This is a genomic window from Bradyrhizobium sp. USDA 4354 (assembly GCF_054060315.1).
The window spans coordinates 6496359-6511968 of record NZ_JBSSDC010000001.1 but is presented as its reverse complement, the minus strand read 5'-3'; the positions used below and the strand labels follow the sequence as shown (position 1 = coordinate 6511968).

The 15610-nt window shown below is 64.7% G+C and carries 16 protein-coding genes; 6 read left to right on the top strand and 10 right to left on the bottom strand.

Annotation, left to right across the window (positions count from 1 at the left end; all coding sequences use genetic code 11):
- Nucleotides 1-68 precede the first annotated feature (68 nt).
- From ACVIIV_RS30445 to ACVIIV_RS30415, 7 genes are read right to left on the bottom strand one after another with little or no spacing between them, the layout of a single operon-like run.
- Entirely contained in the window at nt 69-1274 is a 1206-nt protein-coding gene (locus ACVIIV_RS30445) for a phosphopentomutase (protein ID WP_456747470.1), read from the bottom strand.
- On the bottom strand, nt 1262-2212 hold the full coding sequence (locus tag ACVIIV_RS30440; protein ID WP_456747469.1) for a beta-xylosidase: 951 nt from the start codon (nt 2210-2212) through the stop codon (nt 1262-1264). Before ACVIIV_RS30440 ends, ACVIIV_RS30445 begins: the two co-directional genes overlap by 13 nt.
- Complete coding sequence (locus ACVIIV_RS30435) at nt 2209-2976, bottom strand: TIGR04290 family methyltransferase (RefSeq protein ID WP_456747468.1); 768 nt, start codon at nt 2974-2976, stop codon at nt 2209-2211. The genes ACVIIV_RS30440 and ACVIIV_RS30435 overlap by 4 nt, the downstream gene beginning before the upstream one ends.
- Nucleotides 2973-3773 carry a nucleotidyltransferase family protein gene (locus tag ACVIIV_RS30430; RefSeq protein WP_456747467.1) on the bottom strand — a complete coding sequence of 267 codons (801 nt, stop codon included), beginning with the start codon at nt 3771-3773 and terminating at the stop codon, nt 2973-2975. Before ACVIIV_RS30430 ends, ACVIIV_RS30435 begins: the two co-directional genes overlap by 4 nt.
- A gap of 2 nt (nt 3774-3775) precedes the next feature.
- The gene (locus ACVIIV_RS30425; RefSeq protein ID WP_456747466.1) at nt 3776-4879 is read right to left on the bottom strand and encodes a CgeB family protein; all 1104 of its coding nucleotides are present in this window, start codon (nt 4877-4879) and stop codon (nt 3776-3778) included.
- On the bottom strand, nt 4876-5472 hold the full coding sequence (locus ACVIIV_RS30420) for a histidine phosphatase family protein (RefSeq protein WP_456747465.1): 597 nt from the start codon (nt 5470-5472) through the stop codon (nt 4876-4878). Before ACVIIV_RS30420 ends, ACVIIV_RS30425 begins: the two co-directional genes overlap by 4 nt.
- Nucleotides 5472-6572 carry an inositol-3-phosphate synthase gene (locus ACVIIV_RS30415; protein WP_456747464.1) on the bottom strand — a complete coding sequence of 367 codons (1101 nt, stop codon included), beginning with the start codon at nt 6570-6572 and terminating at the stop codon, nt 5472-5474. Before ACVIIV_RS30415 ends, ACVIIV_RS30420 begins: the two co-directional genes overlap by 1 nt.
- A gap of 329 nt (nt 6573-6901) precedes the next feature.
- On the opposite strand from ACVIIV_RS30415, the gene ACVIIV_RS30410 reads away from it, so the two are divergent.
- From ACVIIV_RS30410 to ACVIIV_RS30385, 6 genes are all read left to right on the top strand, one after another.
- Nucleotides 6902-7189 (top strand): hypothetical protein, encoded by a 288-nt coding sequence (locus ACVIIV_RS30410; protein WP_456747463.1) that lies wholly within the window; start codon nt 6902-6904, stop codon nt 7187-7189.
- Nucleotides 7190-7204: 15 nt separating this feature from the next.
- Nucleotides 7205-8125 (top strand): hypothetical protein, encoded by a 921-nt coding sequence (locus tag ACVIIV_RS30405; RefSeq protein WP_456747462.1) that lies wholly within the window; start codon nt 7205-7207, stop codon nt 8123-8125.
- 74 nt (nt 8126-8199) lie between these two features.
- Entirely contained in the window at nt 8200-9972 is a 1773-nt protein-coding gene (locus tag ACVIIV_RS30400) for an SDR family oxidoreductase (protein WP_456747461.1), read from the top strand.
- 199 nt (nt 9973-10171) lie between these two features.
- Nucleotides 10172-10390 carry a DUF6894 family protein gene (locus ACVIIV_RS30395; protein ID WP_456747460.1) on the top strand — a complete coding sequence of 73 codons (219 nt, stop codon included), beginning with the start codon at nt 10172-10174 and terminating at the stop codon, nt 10388-10390.
- A gap of 14 nt (nt 10391-10404) precedes the next feature.
- On the top strand, nt 10405-10875 hold the full coding sequence (locus ACVIIV_RS30390; RefSeq protein ID WP_456747459.1) for a metallophosphoesterase family protein: 471 nt from the start codon (nt 10405-10407) through the stop codon (nt 10873-10875).
- Nucleotides 10876-11671: 796 nt separating this feature from the next.
- A complete protein-coding gene (locus tag ACVIIV_RS30385) occupies nt 11672-12568 on the top strand; it encodes an SIR2 family NAD-dependent protein deacylase (RefSeq protein ID WP_456747458.1) in 897 nt (298 codons plus the stop codon).
- Here the strand turns inward: ACVIIV_RS30385 and ACVIIV_RS30380 are convergent.
- The 3 genes from ACVIIV_RS30380 to ACVIIV_RS30370 all read right to left on the bottom strand — a co-directional run bounded on the left by ACVIIV_RS30380 (nt 12565) and on the right by ACVIIV_RS30370 (nt 15542).
- The gene (locus ACVIIV_RS30380) at nt 12565-13575 is read right to left on the bottom strand and encodes a patatin-like phospholipase family protein (RefSeq protein WP_456747457.1); all 1011 of its coding nucleotides are present in this window, start codon (nt 13573-13575) and stop codon (nt 12565-12567) included. The genes ACVIIV_RS30385 and ACVIIV_RS30380 overlap by 4 nt on opposite strands.
- Before the next feature lie 36 nt (nt 13576-13611).
- The gene (locus ACVIIV_RS30375; protein WP_456747456.1) at nt 13612-13848 is read right to left on the bottom strand and encodes a DUF3551 domain-containing protein; all 237 of its coding nucleotides are present in this window, start codon (nt 13846-13848) and stop codon (nt 13612-13614) included.
- A 275-nt stretch (nt 13849-14123) separates the two neighbouring features.
- On the bottom strand, nt 14124-15542 hold the full coding sequence (locus ACVIIV_RS30370) for a cytosine permease (protein ID WP_456747455.1): 1419 nt from the start codon (nt 15540-15542) through the stop codon (nt 14124-14126).
- Nucleotides 15543-15610 lie beyond the last annotated feature (68 nt).

Sequence of the window (15610 nt, the reverse complement as noted above, 5' to 3'; positions counted from 1 at the left end):
GTTCGTTCCTGCGAAGCGTACAAACGAAAGTTTCTCTAACCTGGATCAATAACTCAGGTGAATCGCGGCTAGAAATGCGCGCCATGAAGCGGCGCGGGCAGATCGAGATGTCTTGCTACGGTCGCACCGATATCGGCAAACCCCGCGCGTCGGCCAACCGGAGACGTTGATTGCGCGGTCGAGGCCAGGATCGGGACCTGCTCGCGCGTATGATCGGTGCCGTTCCAGGTCGGGTCGCAGCCATGATCGGCGGTGATGATCAGGAGATCGTCGCTTCGCAGCCGGCTCAGCAGTTCGGGAAGGCGGGCGTCGAAGGCTTCGAGCGCTGCTGCGTAGCCGGCGACGTCGCGACGGTGGCCGTACAGCGTGTCGAAATCGATGAAGTTCGCGAACAGCAGCCCGCCCTGTGCAAGGCTTGCCAGCCCATCGAGCGTGGCATCGAAAAGTGCCGCATTGCCGTCGCCGCGCAGGTTCCGCCCGGTGCCGCGATGGGCGAAGATGTCGTCGATCTTGCCGATCGTCACGATGTCGCGGCCGGAGATGTCCGCGAGGTCGAGGATGGTTCGTTCGGGCGGCGGAACGGAGAGATCTCGCCGGTGCGAGGTGCGCTTGAAGTTGTGCGCGTTTGATCCGACGAACGGACGCGCAATGACGCGGCCGATGTTCAGGGGATCGACCAGCCGCCTTGCAACCGTGCAGACCTCGTAGAGTCGCTCGAGCCCGAACGTCTCTTCGTGCGCCGCGATCTGGAACACGCTGTCGGCCGAGGTGTAGCAGATCGGCTCGCCACTTCGCATGTGGTGCTCGCCGAATTCGGCGATGATGTCGGTGCCGGAGGCGTGGCAGTTCCCGAGGATGCCGGGCAGTCCGGCTTGTTCGCACAGCTTCTCCACGAGATCGCGGGGGAAGCAGGGTTGGATCTTCGGAAAATAGCCCCACTCGAACGGAACAGGCACGCCGGCGATCTCCCAATGGCCCGACGGCGTGTCCTTGCCCCTCGATATCTCGCTGGCGCATCCAGAGCGCGCATGTTGTGTCCGGCCGTCGAGCCCGGGCGGGACCCGGCCTGTGGAGAGGCGGCAGGCCTCGCCAAGGCCAAGCGCCACGAGATTTGGCAGGCGTAGCGGCCCCTCCCGTTGCGGATTATTGGCATGGCCAGCCATGCACGCATCCGCAATGTGGCCGACAGTGTCAGCACCTTCGTCGCCGTAATTGGCAGCGTCGGGCGCCGCGCCGATTCCGACGGAATCCATCACCAGGATCAGGGCACGCATGTCGGCTCCCTGAGCGGCGGAGAGGCGCCAGCGGAGGAGGCGAGGCCGGTCTTCGTGCAGTAGCGCTCGACCATCAGCGCGCAGAAATCGGCGAACTCGTTCACGTCCTGCGGTGGGCTGGTGTGATGGGGTTCGAGGCCGCGGTGTTCCGGCGTGAAGCAGAAGGTCACCGTGACCTCGAACTCGGCCAACGCGTCCATCTGGCGGTCGAACCAGTCGAGCGCGTTGGGACGGAAGCTGTCGGCCCAGGACAGACCGGTTCGCAAGTGCCTCACGCCGAGGCGGCGCATCCAGCGCACGGCGTCATCAAGTCGATGGTCCTCGAAGTGAAACCACTGGCACAGGCCCATATCAGGCGCATATTGGCCGAACAGCTCCGCTGCGGCTTTCGGCGTTCCATCCTCGCGCAGCAGGCCCATGTGGAAATGCCGGTAATAGGAGGACCCCTCCGCCTCCTTGTGCCGGGTGGTCGCCTCCCAGGCCGAAGGGAGATCGTAAAGGCTGTACCAGTGGATCCGCGGCGCGCGGCCGATCAAGAGATCGGCGGTGCGCGACAGGCCCCAGGCCTGCACCTCCTCGGCGCCGAACGAAGAGACGCCGACCTCGGTCACCCAGACCGGGAGCGAGGTCACAGCCTTGATCTCCTCGATCTTGACGGGCCATTCCCCGATCTGCCACAAATTCCAGTCGAGCGGAAAGCCGTGCACGGCGACGGCGTCGACGTGATCGAGCACGCCGCGCGCCTGCATGCTGCGCACGAAGGATGGATCGATCGGCGAGATGCCGCCGAGCACGCGCGGCAATGTCGAATTCGCACTGCGGATGGCCCTGCCGGCGGCGAGCGCCAGGTTTGCGAACATCGCCCAGTCCGGGTCGATCAGGAGGTCCCAATGCGACTTGTTGTTGGGCTCGTTCCAGATCTTTGCGGCCTCGATCATTGGCCCGCCTCCCGCGACGGATAGACCGGGCCATCGGCCTGCGGCCGTGTCGTGCGCCTGCACAGATAGACTTCGTCCTCCGGATGGGCCGCGATGGCAAAGCCCGCGCTGCGCAGCATAGCCTCGACGCAGGCGCAATTGGGCACCCACCAATTGGTGGGGTCGTCGGCATATTTGTGCTCGATGAAGTGCAGCTTCGGGTAGCCTGACGAGTCGAATTGGTCGGTGGTCCAGAAGTCGTAATTCTTCTCGATCGGGTCGACGCGGCTGTCGCCGCGCTGCATCGATTGGAACAGCAGGAGATCGCTCGCGACGTGCTCATGGATCAGGTCCAGCGCGAGCAGCGGGTGCCGCAGGTGGTAGAGCACGCCCATGAAGATCACGAGGTCGAACCTTTCGCGGAGCTGCCCGACATCATAGGCCGACATCTTGCGGAACTCGATCCTGAGCCCGTTCACCTCGGCCGCGAAGCGGGCTTGCGCCAGGTATTCTTCGTCGGTATCGAGGCCGAGCACGCGTTCGGCGCCGCGCCGCTTCATTTCCATGGCATAGAAGCCGGCATTGCAGCCGATATCGAGCACGGTCTTGCCTTCGAGGCGGTCCGGAATGATGCCGGAGAAGCGTTGCCACTTCACGTTGGGATAGTCGCCGAGAAAGTGCGACGGCGCGGTCGGCACGCCCTTGAGGTCGAGATTGTGAAACCATGGTCCCAGCGCGTCGACGCGCTGGCGGATCTCCTCACGGGAGAGGGCACCTCCGGTCATGCAATCGCTCCGTTGTTCACTGTGACCGGACGGGTGCCGTCCGATGACGCGCGGGCTCGCAGCCTCGAACGGCCCTCGGCGCTCTCGGCGAGCAGAGCCATCGCCGTGCGATAGCCGTCGATGGTGCCGACATCGACGTAGGATTCGCCGGCCTTGACGCCGACGCCGCGGCCGCCGGCCGAAAGATAGGCGTTGACCAGCGTCCCGAAATATTCGTCGCGACGTTCGCGTGCGTTCCACAGCGACTGAAGCTCTCGGAAGCCGCGTGCCGACATCTTGAAGGCGCCCCAGATCCAGCGCGAGGTTGCGTTCGGCTGCTTGACCTGGATCTCCGTCACCTGCTCGCCGTCCAAGACCACTGCATCGAAGAATTCGGGATGCTCGACCGGGAACAGCAGGAACGAGAGGTCTGTATCGGGCAGGGATTGCAGGGCCGTTTTGGGAAACCACACGGTATCGGGCAGGCCGACCATGACCTCCTCGTGCTGCCCGACGACTGTGCTTGCCCTGAACACGGCGTCGCACAGGCCGGATGCCTCGGGCTGCACCACATAGGCGAGCTCGGCGCTGCCGTAATGGTCGCCGAAATATTCGAGGATGTCGGATTTGCCCGGCGAGATCACGAAGCAGATCTTGTCGGCGCCGCCGATGATGAGGCGCTCCAGGAGATATTCGGAGACCGCGCAGGGGCGGTCCGTACCGTCGTCACGTCGGCTGCCGACCGGCAGCAATTCCTTGGAGAAGGCGAGCGGCTGGATACGGCTGCCGCGGCCAGCGGCCGGAACGATGCCCCACATGATCAGGCCTCCTCGGGCTGTTGCCGGCCCACGCGGCTCGATGCCGTCTGCTCGAGCAGCACGACCAGTTCGTGCGCACGTTTGTCGGACGTATGCTGGTCCATGGTGCGTTCATAGGCGCGCCGGGCCATGCGTCGGAGTTCGGCATCCGTCATCGCGAGTGCGGCGAGCGCGTCATGCTCGTCGCGTGCGATCAGGATCTCCTCTCCGGGTGCGAAGAAGTCGGCTATTCCCGGCCAATCGTCGCTCAGCAGCGGCGCGCCGCAGGCCGCGGCCTCGAACAGCCGGCCGGACGGACACCAGCCCATTTCGGCCATGGCCCGCCGCGTGACATTGAGCGTCAGCCGCGATGAGGCAAAGAATGGTGCGTGCTCAGGCGGCGGCAGGTGCCGCACGAAATAGATGTTCGGCGACCATGGAAAGTTTTCGGGATACTGCGCTCCGCCGATCAGGAAACGGAGATCCCAGCGCGCCCGCGCGGGCGCGACGAAAAGCGTCTCGAGCGTGCGCTGGCGATCTTCGGAGTAGGTGCCGAGATAGGACAAATCGGCGCGATAATGCGGCTGGGACGCGACCGGCCGATGGATGTCGGTGTCGACATGACCATAGAGCGGCCGGGTGTCGCGTGCGCCCAGCCTGTCGCGGAATTCATCCGCGACGCGAGGTCCGCCGGTAAAGCTGAGCACCAGATCGAAATCCCGCAGGCCGCGCGGGCCGACATAAGGAACGGCTTCGCCGGCCAGGAGCCTTGCCAGCGTGATCGGAGTATCGAGGTCGTAGAACACGGGAACGGCGCGATCTTCGGAGAGGATCAGATCGGTTGCCGCAATCGCATCGGGGCAATAGGAGGTCACAATCGCGACGTCGGCGCTACGGACGTCGGCGCTTGCAGTCTGCCGCACATCGTCCCAGCTCGAGAACAGCCGGAGCTCGCCGCCGGGCAGTTCGTAGAGATCCCGGGCACCGGCATAGTAGGGAACGTCGCGCTCGAAGAAGACGACGCTATGTCCCGACCGTGCAAGATGCTTGCAGAGGCCGCGCCACAGGGTGGCGTGCCCGTTGCCCCAGGATGAGGAGATTGTCAGGCCGAAGATGACGATCTTCACGCCGGCACCCGCTGGTTGATCCCGGTGATCTTCATGCCGCGGCTGTCGGCGCGGAGCGTGCTGATGCTGGCAGGATCGATCTCGATCGCGAGAAACTCGTCGAGCGGCATCCGTGAATAGTGCAGGAGCGCGGCGCGGATCGGCTCGGCGTGGCTGACGGCGACGACGATGTCGAGATTGCGATCGCTGCGCAGTTGCTCCAGATGAGCAACGATGCGATTTTGAAGCGACCGCATGCTCTCGCCGCCGGGCGGTCGGCTCGTGCCGCGTCGCCCGTTCCAGCGCGACCATCGTGAATCAGGCGCCAGATCGTCGAACGATCGTCCGGTCCATTCGCCATAATCGAGCTCGTCGAGGGCGGGGACGATCTCGACCGGCAGTCTGAAATGCGCGGCGAGGATGCTGGCCGACTGCATGCACCGCCGCTGCGGGCTGGATTGAATGAGCGTTGGTCGGGGCGAAAGGGTCCCGACACAGCGAGCCATTTCCTCGCAGCCGAGATCGTCGAGCTCGACGCCCTTCATCCGGCCGCACAGAACGCGGCCGAGCAGGGCATGATGACCGTGCCGGGCGAGATGGATGATCCTGGCCATCACGCATACGCCTTGTCGTCGATGAAGGCGCGCGTCCGCCGTCCGGCCTCCTCGTCGGTAAACTGCTGCGGCGGCGACTTCATGAAATAGCTCGAAGGGCCTGTCAGCGCTCCGGCCTGGCCGCGATCCATGGCGAGCTTGGCGCAGCGCACCGCGTCGATCACGACGCCGGCCGAGTTCGGGGAATCCCAGACCTCGAGCTTGACCTCGGCGCTCAGGGGAACGCCGCCGAACGTCGTTCCCTCCAGGCGGATGAAGGCGAGCTTGCGATCGGTGAGCCACGGCACGTGGTCGCTCGGCCCGACATGGATGTTGTCTGGATCCATGGGGACGTCGAACTGGCTGGTCACGGCCTGGGTCTTGGAGATCTTCTTCGAGGTCAGGCGCTCCCGTTCGAGCATGTTCTTGAAATCGGTATTGCCGCCGACATTGAGCTGGTAGGTGCGGTCGAGCCGCACCCCGCGCTCGCGGAAGAGATTGGCGAGCACGCGATGGAGGATGGTGGCGCCGACCTGACTCTTGATGTCGTCGCCGACGATCGGCAGCCCAGCCTCCTCGAAGCGGCGCCGCCACCCCGGATTGGAGGCGATGAAGACGGGAATGCAATTGACGTAGCCGCAGCCCGCTTCGATGGCACGGGCCGCATACCACTCGCTGGCGCGTTGCGAGCCGACCGGAAGATAGGACACCAAAACATCAGTGCGGGACATCGCCAGGACTTCGGACACATCGGCCTGCGGCACGTCCGCAATCGGAACGTCGTCCGTCAGGTAGTGCCCGATGCCGTCCATGACCGGTCCGCGCTGCACGATCACGCCGGTGGGCGCGACGTCGGCGAAACGGTGCGTGTTGTTGGGCGGCGCGAAGATCGCATCGGCGACATCGCGCCCGACCTTGCTGGCGTTGACGTCGAAGGCGGACGCGATCTGGATGTCGCTGATATGGTAACCGCCGAGGTCGGCATTCATCAGTCCCGGGACCGGCTCGTTCGATTTGGCGTTCCGGTAATAGGCGAGGCCCTGGACGAAGGAGCTCGCGCAATTGCCGACGCCGACCAGCCCGACGCGAACGCGGCGCCTGTCTTGAAGACGGGAATGCATGGAATGAAGCCCTCCGGAAAACACGCGGCGTCGGTGTAAGTACGTCGGCGAACGTGCGGAAGGTTTGTTCGTTCCTGGGAGGAAGATGAGAGCGTCGCGTCGCGAGCAAATCAGGCCGTGAAAATGCGCCGAGCTTAACATGGGATAGAATCCGGGGCCGCCTGCAGGGAACGAAGAGCTTTCATGATGAAGATGAAGAAGATGATGCTGCGCGCACGAGTGTGCGTCGAGCTTCGAAAGAACAAATCCATGTGAGACGCGTTTGTTGGTCAACGGGCGGCGCGATGGCGATGCTCATCGCGCGGCTGTAGCAGCAAGCGAGGTGCGAAATGGCGTCCAGAGCACAGACTAGCGAAGGGCAACAGACAACCAATCATGACGTCATCCGGAAATGGACCGAAGAGCGGGGCGGCAAGCCGGCGACGGTGAAGGCAACGGAAGAGGGTGGGCATGCCGGCATCCTGCGCATCGATTTCGATCCGCCGGATGAAGCGCTCGACCGTATTGGCTGGGACGAATTCTTCGAGAAGTTCGATGCCGCCGGAATTGCGTTCCTGCATCAGGACCGGACCAAGGACGGCAAGCTGAGCCGATTCCACAAATTCGTGCGGCGCTAGCTCGGCAGCCGCGCGGTGACCGGTGGTTGGGCCGAGGCGATGCGGGCGGGTGACTTCGCGCGCGCCTGGGCGATCAGCGATCGTGACCTCGTGCAGATCGCGCATCCGCCCAAGCACACCGGCCCGAGGCATCTTCAGCGGATCTGGCGCGGTGAGGATCTGCGTGGCAGGCACGTGCTGGTTCGCTGCTACCACGGGCTTGGCGACACGATTCAGTTTCTGCGGTTCATGCGCCCGCTTCATGCGATCGCGCGCAGCGTCACCTTATGGTGTCAGGCCGAGCTGTTGCCGCTCGCTGCGCGGGCGGCGGGAGTGGACCGGGCCATTCCGCTCCATGATGGTGCGCCCGAGGTCGATTTCGAGGTCGACATCGAGATCATGGAGGTGCCGCACGCCATCAGGGCGCGAAGGGAGCAGGTCGAGATGTCCGCACCTTATGTCACGTTGCCCCCAGCGGGCGGACGCGTCTCGCCAACCGGGCGAGATCTGGCCGTCGGCCTGGTCTGGGAGGTTGGCGATTGGGACAAGCGGCGCGTCGTTCCCGTCGCGCTGTTGGGTCAGCTCGCCTTGGCGGGCGTCACGCTGTACTCGCTGCAGCGCGGGGCGCGCGCCGAAGAGCTTGCCGGGATCGCAGCGCGGGACCTCAGCACACCCGATATCGTGGCCCTCGGCCATCGCCTGCGGCGGCTCGATCTCCTCGTTTGCGTCGACACCATGGTCGCACATCTTGCGGGCGCGCTCGGATGCGAAGCCTGGATCTTGCTGCATGCGGATTGCGACTGGCGCTGGCCTCCATCCGGCGCGCACTCGCTTTGGTATCCGAGCCTGCGGCTGTTTCACCAAAGACGGCCAGGCGATTGGGGCAATGCCATCGCCGAGGTGCGCAACGCGCTGCGGGCGCGCCTTGAAGCGGATCAAGCGACCGCGGCGATGTGATTGGCAGGATATTGAGGAGGAACGAGGGTCGCCCACGCGATTTGGAGCAAAGTCCTCGCAATGGAAAGACGCGCATGCAAAGTTCCGACGCCGGCGTGTCGACTGCGTGCCTGTCGCGGGTGACAGACGACATCTGGACCGTGGACGATCAGCCGATCATCGCGGCCGGCCTGCAACTGCCCGTCCGCATGACCGTCATCCGCCTGTCGAACGGCGACCTCGTGCTGCATTCGCCGGTCAGGTATTCGCCGGATCTGCGCCAGGAGCTGGAGCGGCGGCTGGGCCCGATCAGGTACCTGCTGGCGCCGAACGTCGCGCACTGGATGTTCCTGCCCGGCTGGCAAAGGGAGCTGCCGCAGGCCGCCACATTTGCGGCGCGCGGCCTTGCGGCGCGCAAGCAGGTTCGAGCGGCCGGCCTCCGTATCGATCGCGAACTCGGTGACACGACACCTAAGGAGTGGACCGTCGACCTCGAGACCGTGTCGGTGAATGCCCCGATGTTCTCGGAGGTCGAGCTGTTCGACAAGCGGAGCCGGACGCTCGTCCTGACCGATCTCGTGCAGAACCTCGAGGCCCATCGCCTCAGCGCGTCCAATGCGGCCGCGGCGAACCTGCTCGGGATTACCAAGCCGGACGGGAAGGCGCCGGTCTATCTACGGCTTCTGCTGCGCCTCGGCGGCCGTTCGGCGCAGGCTGCGGCCGAGCGGCTGGTGAAGCTGGCTCCGGAGCGGGTGATCTTCGCGCATGGCGACTGGTTCGAAACACAGGGAACCGCGCGCCTGCGGCGATCGCTGCGCTGGCTGCTTCCCGCGGGCATCTCGGGAGCCGAGCCGGGGCGGATGGTCGGCACGCGCGTCGTCATCGCCGGCGCCTCCAGTGGAATCGGCCGTGCCGCGGCGCTGGCTTTTGCCCGCAACGGCGCAAGCGTGGTCCTCGCGGCACGTCGCGGCGAAGTCCTGACGCGCCTTGCTGGCGAATGTGAAGCGCTCGGAGGCCGCGCCTTGGCCGTTCCGACCGACGTCACCGATGCGGAAGCCGTGCAGCGTCTGGCCAGAGCGGCCGAAGAGGCGTTCGGCGGCATCGACGTCTGGATCAACAACGCCGGCACAGGCGTGTTCGGGGCCTATCAGGACGCGGATATCGCGCTTCATCGCAGGACGATCGAGGTCAATTTGCTCGGCACCATGCATGGCGCCTACGCCGTGCTTCCGATCTTCCTCCGCCAGAACCGCGGTGTCCTGATCAACAACATCTCACTTGGCGGCTGGGCGCCGACGCCCTTTGCCGCAGCCTACAGCGCCAGCAAGTTCGGCCTGCGCGGCTTCACCGCAAGCTTGCGTCAGGAGCTCCGTGCCCATCCCAATATTCACGTCTGCGGCGTCTTCCCCGCCATGGTCGATACGCCAGGCTTCGTCCACGTCGCCAACACCACCGGGCGGCGGCTCGATCCGGGTCCGCTGCTATATCAATCCGAGGACGTGGCGCAGACGTTCGTGCGCCTCGTCCGCGCGCCTCGTGACGAGGTGGCCGTTGGGTGGCCAGCGCGTGCTGGCCAATTGGCCTATGCGATTGCCCCTGAGATCACCGAGAACATCCTCGGAGCGGCATTCCGCTGGCTGCTGTCGCGCGCGCGTCCTGCACCGAGGAGCGAAGGCACCTTGATCGACGCTGGTCCGCAGGGCACCTCGGTTGAGGGCGGTTGGCTGGCGCGGAGGCAAATTCCACCCGCCGGCGTGCTCAGCATCGGGCTGGTGGTCATCGGGATCGCTGGCTGCCTGGCTCTCGCGGCATCGAGGGCGGGACGCTCGTCCGCACCTCGCGCCAGACTGAGGCGGCACCGCGCGTGAGGCGAGCAGCTCGGCTACGGCCGCCGCTCCGGCAAGGCGTAGGCCCGGACGCCGCGAGGTTGCGGCCGGTGCCGATGCTCGCTGTTGCAATGTCTTGGGATCCGCGATGTTCCTGTTGGCGGTCATAGGACCGTAGATGGCTCGTACGCCGGAACGAAGCTTCGAGACCACGCGTTCCTGCGGGAAACCGAGGCCAGACGTGCCGCGCTATCATTTTGATTTGGTGGATTCTAAAACCGTCGCAGACGAAGAAGGCGCCGAGCTGCCGGATGACATCAAGGCCATGGATGTCGCCGAAGAGATCGCCAGGCGCCTGCTCGAGAAGCGTCCCGAGCTCAAGGGCCGTCACTTCTCGATTTTAGTCACGAACGAGGATGGTGAGGAAATTGGCCGGCTGCCGCTGGACGTGCTGCATTGAAGCGATGATCTGACATGACGTTCAGGATTGGCGTGATCTCCGATACGCATGGACTGCTGAGGCCGGAAGCGGAGCGCTGCCTCGCCGGCGTCTCCCACATCATCCACGCCGGCGACATCGGCGCCCAGGCTGTCATCGACGCGCTTTGCCGGATCGCGCCGGTGACTGCGATCAGAGGAAATGTCGATTGCGGCGGGTGGGCTGAACGTTTTCCCGAAACGCAAACGGTCCGCCTCGGCGGCCGCTGCTTCTACGTCCTGCACGATCTCAAGGAGCTGGCGATCAGTCCGGCGGAGCTTGGGATCGACGTCGTGGTTTCGGGCCATTCCCACCGCGTGCGGATCGAGACCGCCGAAGGCGTGCTCTACCTGAATCCGGGGAGTGCAGGGAAGCGACGCTTCAAGCTGCCGATTACGCTGGCAACGCTCGAGCTCAATCGGCGCGGCCCGCTGCGGCCGATCATTCATGATCTCGACAGCTTATAGGAGCGTGCCGCTCATTGGCGCGCATTCGAGTTCTGCCGACGCTCCAGGTGACCGCCGGCCGCTCGTGTCGATCCGATCCTTTTCGGAATTCCTTGCGCCTTTTTATTCGTTCGCGCTGCGACGATTGGCTCGGGAACGACCCCACTGCCCAACTCATTGCTCCATGTGAAGGCTGCCCCACAAGTGGCCGTCGCCACGGGAGCTAAGAGCGATCAGGCCGGAGAAGTTCGATGCGGATACCGAATTCGGGTCTCATGCTGCTCGTTGCCCTGGCGACCGCTTCGACTGGCCCGGCGTCGGGGCAGGGGGACGGTAGCGGAGGAGCGAGTACGGGCGGCGGCGCAGCCACGGGTCCCGGAACCAACGCGGCCGGAACCGCCCAAGCTGGCGGTGGCGCTGGCCCACGGGGATCGACCACCGTGGGGCGACCCGGCAATCCAGCGGGGGGCGCCAACATCGGACGCATTGACGGCACCGTCACCGCGGGTCCCTCGCTGCAAGGCGACGACGAGATTCGGTCGGAGAGCTCGCGGGACTCCGACGTTGGTCGAAAGATCAAAAGCATCTGCAAGGGATGCTAGCGGATGATTGGGATGCCGGTATGTCAGCTGTCCAATCGTGATCTGCATCGTCGTAAGGTTCGGGCTCGGCAGAGCGGCGCGTCTGGTGCACAAGGCGTAGGTCCGCCGCATGCGCGTTCGCTTCGCGGCGCAAACGGAGGAACGCGTCCTCGCCGCCAGGCGGCAGCGGTGGTCATGCTCTAGGAACCCGCCGCCCGCCCAGTCATTCAAGCTGGATGGACCAACGAACCAGAGAGCTCATATCCGAGCAGCGGCCGCCCCATGAAATCCTGGCAACGGCGATCGAGCGACGCCGCGCGGTCTTGTTCGTCGGCGCCGGCGTCTCGATGACGGTCGGCCTGCCGTCCTGGCAGTACCTGATCGACCATCTGTTGGACGATCTCGGTCTCGAACGCAATGTCATCGACGGCATGCACGGCGGCTATCAGATGCTCGCGGAATACTATCGGCTGAAGCGCGGCGGAATCGGCCCGCTCCGCAGCTGGCTCGACCGCAATTGGCGTGTCGATCCCGAGAAGATCGCGGCATCAGAGCTTCACCGGATGATCGTCGAACTGGATTTTCCGGTCATCTACACCACCAACTACGACCGCAATCTCGAAACCGCCTTCGATGTCCTGAAAAGACCCTACACGAAGATCAGCAACGCGAAGGAGATCGCGAGCGCCGGCGCCGGTGTCACTCACATTATCAAGTTCCACGGCGACTTCGACGACGATGCCTCGCTCGTTCTGACCGAGACCGACTTTCTCAATCGGCTGGCCTTCAATTCCCCGCTCGATATCCGGTTTCGCGCCGATGCGCTCGGAAGCACGCTGCTCTTCATCGGATACAGCATGTCCGACCCGAATATCCGGCTACTGCTGCATCGGATCTGGCAGATCTGGGACGAGTCCGGGTACAGCCAGGACCGGCCGAAATCCTTCGTGTTCGTCGGGCAGCGCAACCCGGTGCAGGAGGCTGTGCTCGCGAACTGGGGCATCACCACCATTGCGCCGCCCGACGGCATTGCGGCCGATGACGGTCTCACGCGGCTGCTGCGCGACATTCGCCAGTGCCTCGACCGAAACATAGAGAGCAGCTCGCTCCCTGCCGTTGAGCGACATCGCTAAGGCCGCCGCACACTGCAGATCCCGTTCGGGATCGGGGCGAGGCGTGCCGCATACTGCATGTCCAGAAAGCCGGCCCGCCAGCGCTGTGCCATGGCCTCCTCCGACAGATCGAAGGATTTTTCGGGGCCTGCTTCCTCGCGGCCCGGCCGGTAACTCAGCAGATAGACCTCGTCGTCGTAGTCGAGGTCCTGAAGTTCGGCACGGAGCTGACGGGCCTCCAGGGCGTAGCCAAGGCGCTGGAAGGTCTGGTTGCCGAAGGTCAGGTCGCTCTTGCGCTCGGCCGCGGCCTCCAGCCCGTCAGGGACCTTGCCGTCGCGCGGAAAGAGATCGATGACATAGAGGCGGAGCGGGCCCGCAGTTTCGAGGACCGGGTCGAATGGCGCATTCAGCGAGAACCCGCCATCGCCGAGCCATCGGCCGGCGATCTGCACCGGAGCGAATTCAGGAAGGAATCCGCAGCTGGCCAGGATATGGTCGATTTCGATCCGCTCCGACGACGAGTCGAACAGCACGGCATCGCCGCTTTCGACGTCGGTGGCGCAGATCGTGATGCGCGGATCGCCGCCGTTCAGAAGCCCGAAATCGATCAAGCGCTGAAGGCGTTCGCGGGTCGGGCCGAGATCGTACAGGCCGCTGAAGTGAGATGCCGGAATCGGAAGGCGGGGATGGAAGAAGCCCGAGTGACCCAGCACGCGCGTGTTGATCGAGCTCAGCCAGGCGAACGTATGGCGGCCCGCGTTCGGCACTCTGGCTGGACCGCTTGGCGCATGCCAATAGCTGCGCAAATTGCGCAGCCGATCGGCGCTCGGGCTCCCCGCGATCAGTGCGGCGGTGATGGCCCCTGTCGATGACCCGGTCACCCAATCGATCGGCAACAAAAGGGAGGTAAGCGCTTCAAACACACCGCCATGATACGCGCCGAGGCCGAGACCGCCGGAGAACGCGATGGCGGTGAGAGGGCGCTCTGCGGCCGTCACGCCGCCCGGCTCAGCTGCACGGTCAGTCAAGACGGGCGCCAATTGCCGGTGTGGAGGCCGGGCTGATCACCGGTATCCCCAGTAACGGCGTGCATAGGCGTAGCGAGGATTGACGCCGCAATAGGCGTCCGTTCCCGATGCGCTTGCCATGCACTGACCGTAGCTGGCGAACTGGCAGTTGCCTGGATAGCCCCAGATCCGGCCCTGGAGGCAATAGCGATCTTGCGCGACCGCGGCACTCGAGGAGGCGAAGCCGGCCATGATCGCGAGAGCGGCGGTAACAGTGCGCAATCGATATTTCATCTCAAGTCTCCAATTTGGAGATTGAACGCCGCTCATGGCGCGGTGTTCCAAACGCGCGGCGCGCGTGCCCCGCCATTTGAGGCGAGACGACCGCGGAGCCTGTCATCGGGCCGCGCTCTGCGCGGACCCGGTGGCGGTCTCCCCGGGGATGAGGCTCCGCAGCATCGGTGCTCGTCGAGACGCTGCCACGCACTCGGCAGCACCTGGGCCCGGCGACATGATCGTGAGGCTTGGCCGGAAGGCCTGATCGCAGGACGAGGTCCCGTGCCCTGCCGCTACCTGCCGGCACTGCTCGCAACGACCGGTGAGGGGGAGGTCGCGAACTTGCCGAGCCCAAGATAGACGAGGCCCGCCACGCCAATTCCGAACAGCCAGCTCAGATCGGCGCCGCCGAGCAGGTTGATCGAGATCGGTCCCTGCAGCGCACCGACGAGGCCGTCCTCCACCAGCCATCCGGCAACGAGGCCCGCAAAGAAGGCGATCATGCCGGCCCAGTTGATGTCGCCATAGGCGCTGGTCTCCGGCGAGCGATAGAGCTCGGCGACGTCGATCTTGCCCTTGCGCTTGATGAAGAAGTCCGCGAGCACCACGCCGGCCCACGGGCTCATCCACAGCAAGAGGCTGATCATCCAGTTGTCGAACGCCTTCGCAAAGGACGGCGCGAAGATGAAGTAGAGCGTGACCAGATAGCCGGCGACGCCGACGATGACGGTGAGCCAGAAACGCGAGAACTTCAGTCCCGCGCTCAGCGCCGCCAGTGTCGCCGAATAGACGTTGAGGATGTTGGTGGCAATCGGGCCGTGCAGCACCATCAGCAAGACGAGGATGCTGACCGGCCCGCCGAACACCGCGCTGACCATTTTTGCGGGGTCTGTGTCCAGCGTCGTCGAGGCGATGGTCGCACCTAAGATGCCGAGCCAGACCGTCGGCACGAACATGCCGACATAGCTGTACCAGAACACGGACTTCGAGGATGTGCTGCGCGGCACGAAGCGCGAATAGTCGGAGGCCCAGGTGACCCAGGAAATGCCCCAGCCGACGCCGATCGCGGTCATCAGCAGCGTCAGCATCGCAAGATGCGCGCCCGGCGGCAGCGAGGTGGTCAGGCTCCAATTGACGACGCCCGGCCGCGTCCAGGCCAGCACGCTCATCAGCACCATGATGGCGATGGTCGGCGGCACCGTGTATTTCTCGAAAGTGCGGATTGCGTAGAAGCCGTAGATTCCGATCAGCACCTGCACTGCCATCACCAATGTGATGACGACGATCTCGACCAGCCAGGTGTCGGGCACGCCGAACTGGCCGAGGATGCCCATCGAGACCTTCACCGGGAAATAGGTGTTCACGCCGATCCAGCCCAGCGTCATCAGGAACATTAGGATGCTGGGCAGATAGGCGCCGCGGACGCCGAAGGCGGACCGGCTCAGCACCATCTGGTTGACGCCGGTCTTGTGTCCCATCACCGTGAACGTCGCGAAGATCGCGCATCCCACGATGTTGCCGAGCACGATGACCGCGATGGTCTCCATCAGGCCGAGCTTGAGGATGATGCCGAGCGCGCCGAGCGCCCAGTTGACCGGCGCGATGTTGGCGCCCGCCCAGATCCACATCTGCTGCGGCCCGGTCGAGTCCCGGTCCGCATCGGGAATTGGCTCGATGCTGTGAATATCAGCGCGAAGTTCGGAATCCGTCATGACATCCCCCAATACGAAGCACGCTTCGCATCATCGCAGCATAAATCGTGCCATTGAATTGAGGTGCA